At 63.6% G+C, this 2,542-nt stretch carries 3 protein-coding genes and 2 tRNA genes; all 5 read right to left on the bottom strand.

The window, feature by feature from the left end; translation table 11 throughout:
* A partial coding sequence (locus AC1DJT_RS36040) for a PhnA domain-containing protein (RefSeq protein ID WP_476835990.1) occupies window positions 1-179 on the bottom strand: 179 nt, incomplete at its 3' end.
* 66 nt (window positions 180-245) lie between these two features.
* Window positions 246-322: transfer RNA gene (locus tag AC1DJT_RS36035), tRNA-Arg, on the bottom strand.
* A gap of 37 nt (window positions 323-359) precedes the next feature.
* Window positions 360-665, bottom strand: a complete 306-nt coding sequence (locus tag AC1DJT_RS36030) for an ETC complex I subunit (RefSeq protein ID WP_441490017.1) — start codon at window positions 663-665, stop codon at window positions 360-362.
* Between the two features lie 66 nt (window positions 666-731).
* Window positions 732-808, bottom strand: a tRNA-Pro gene (locus tag AC1DJT_RS36025).
* Between the two features lie 1,452 nt (window positions 809-2,260).
* Window positions 2,261-2,542: hypothetical protein (locus tag AC1DJT_RS36020; RefSeq protein WP_476835989.1), on the bottom strand; the 282-nt coding region annotated here is incomplete at its 5' end.

The raw sequence follows: 2,542 nt of genomic DNA, 5'->3' as shown, positions 1-2,542 counted from the left end.
CCCTTCACCTTCTCGGCGTTGCACTCGATCTCATCCTCGCTGCCGGTCAGGCGGATGTTCTTKACCAGGGTACCGCGTTTCAAGGTGACGGAGGTCCCCTTCACCTTGAGATCCTTGATCAGCGTCACGGAATCGCCGTCCCTCAGGACATTGCCGTTGCTGTCCTTCACGTCGCTCATCGCGGGAATCCGTCTGTGCGATTCTTGGTGGATCTCAGCGCGTCCCGCGACTGCGATCGATAGAAGTGGCGAGCCCGGCAGGATTCGAACCTGCGACCAGCAGCTTAGAAGGCTGCTGCTCTATCCAACTGAGCTACGGGCCCGTAGTCGAAAGCGCCCGGTCAGGCGCCAAATGGTTGGTCAGTGGGTCCACTGCCCGACACGATTGAACTTGAAGTTATCCGAATAGGCCATGCCGCGCCGCTTCGGCACATGGGGCTGCTCCACCCGATAGGCGATGCCGTTGCGCGTGGCATAGGCCACTGCCTCATCCTCCGTGTCGAACCAGAGTTTCACCTGGCTCTTCATATCGGCAGAGGATGTCCACCCCATCAGCGGTTCGATCTGGCGCGGCTGCTCCGGCTCGAATTCCAGCAGCCAGCGCTCGGTCTTTGCCGTGCCGGACTGCATGGCATTGCGGGCTGGGCGGTAAATGCGTGCGGTCATGCTCTGGCTCGGCCGTCAGCTCGTCATTCCATTGGCCCGCGACAGCGGGCCAGGCGATCTCGAGAATGGTCGGGGCACCAGGATTCGAACCTGGGACCCTCTGCTCCCAAAGCAGATGCGCTACCGGGCTGCGCTATACCCCGACTGTCTGCAAGTGCATCAAATCACTCACGAAACGATCGCACACGCTCCTCGACGGCCACATGCGACGCGCAACGAGATAGCACCGAACTGCCGCCATGGGAACCGTAAGTTCCGATGAAATTCCCAGGCAAATTCGTCAGGCATTTCCCGCCGTGCCTTCGCGCAACCCAGAGCCCGAACGACGAAATTGGCCGTACGGCCGTCGAAGCACACTCAATTCGTTCGCCTTCGCGTGCGCCGACACCCTGCGCGCAGATGCAATCTACCACTTTCGCGCCCTGCCGTTCCTGCAACGGGCTAATGCGAGATGCTGCACTTTCGAGCCCTCTGGCCGGAATGCCTACCTTTTCGGATGACGAGGGAGCCTCGTGCGGGGTGTAGGCAAATCCCCCCTAAGGAGAAACGACCTAGCGTAAAAGCCAAATTGAGCAAAACCAACAAATCTCGATATGTTCAAAAATGAGAAAGCACGAAAAATATTGAAGATGAACTTCGCATTTCAAAGAAAAACCAATTAGCGCCCTGGCGGCTTAATGCCTCCCTGGGCGGGAGGCATTGCTATGAAATATCTAAAATCCAGCATACTGATTGCCGGCTTGCTTGCTACAACATCAACATTATCCTACGCACAGAATCCTGCCGCTCGTGGCCTTCCCGAATATTATGAAGGCCTCGCGATAGACGGCACTCCGACGCAACAGCCCTATCGTTCCTGCGAAAGCAAACTCATCGGAAGCCAGAGGCTCTGGCAGTGCGATCCGTCCGGCCGCAACAGGATGAGTGGACCTGTAGGCCTGGATTGGTCCGCGAGCAGTGCGGCTGCGACATCCGGATCGGCTTCCAGCCTCCCCGGTCCCGGCGGGGTGCGGTATTACAACGCGGTCACGGCCAACGGGCGCAAAACGCGGGCGCCGAGTCGGGACTGTGTCATTCAGGAATATGACAGCGGACCCTTGTGGGCCTGTCCACCGCGCGCCACGGCGGCGATCGGCACCGGGGCGCCCGCCTTCCAGGGGGCTGCCCCTGGCGGCGTTCAGTATTACACCGCTGTCACCCCCAACGGTCGCCGGACGCGCGCGCCCAATCAGGCATGTGCCCTCTACCAGCAGGACGGCGGCGAGTACTGGGCGTGCCCGCCGCTGACAACGGGAGCACTGTCTTCAGGAGCACCCGGCAGCGCCGGAAATCCGGCAGGCAACGGTAACGGYAACGGCGGCGAAGGCGGAAATCCTGCTGGCGGCGGCGCCAGCACAGCGAGCAACAGCAGCGGTTCGGGTTCGGGCGGCGGGTCCGGCGGAGGCGGTGGATCCGGTGGGGGYGCTGGGCCCGGTGGGGGCGCTGGGTCCGGTGGGAGCGGCAGTTCGGGCGGCGGTGGCGGCTCCGGAGGTGACGGCCGTTCCGGCGGCAGTGGCGGTTCCGGCGGTAGCGGTGGCTCCGGTGGCAACGGTGGCTCAGGCGGCGGCCACGGCGGTGGCAATGGTGGCGGTCACGGCGGTGGCAATGGCGGCGGCCACGGCGGTGGCAATGGCGGTGGTCACGGCGGCGGCAATGGTGGCGGCCACGGCGGTGGCAATGGCGGCGGTCACGGCGGCGGCAATGGTGGCGGCCACGGCGGTGGCAATGGCGGCGGTCACGGTGGCGGCAATGGTGGCGGCCACGGCGGTGGCAATGGCGGTGGTCACGGCGGCGGCAATGGTGGCGGCCACGGCGGTGGCAATGGCGGCGGTCACGGC

This window comes from Allobosea sp. 05T422_2 (genome assembly GCF_056396265.1).
Note: the sequence above shows the minus strand (reverse complement) of the source record. Positions and strands in the feature narration are given on the sequence as shown.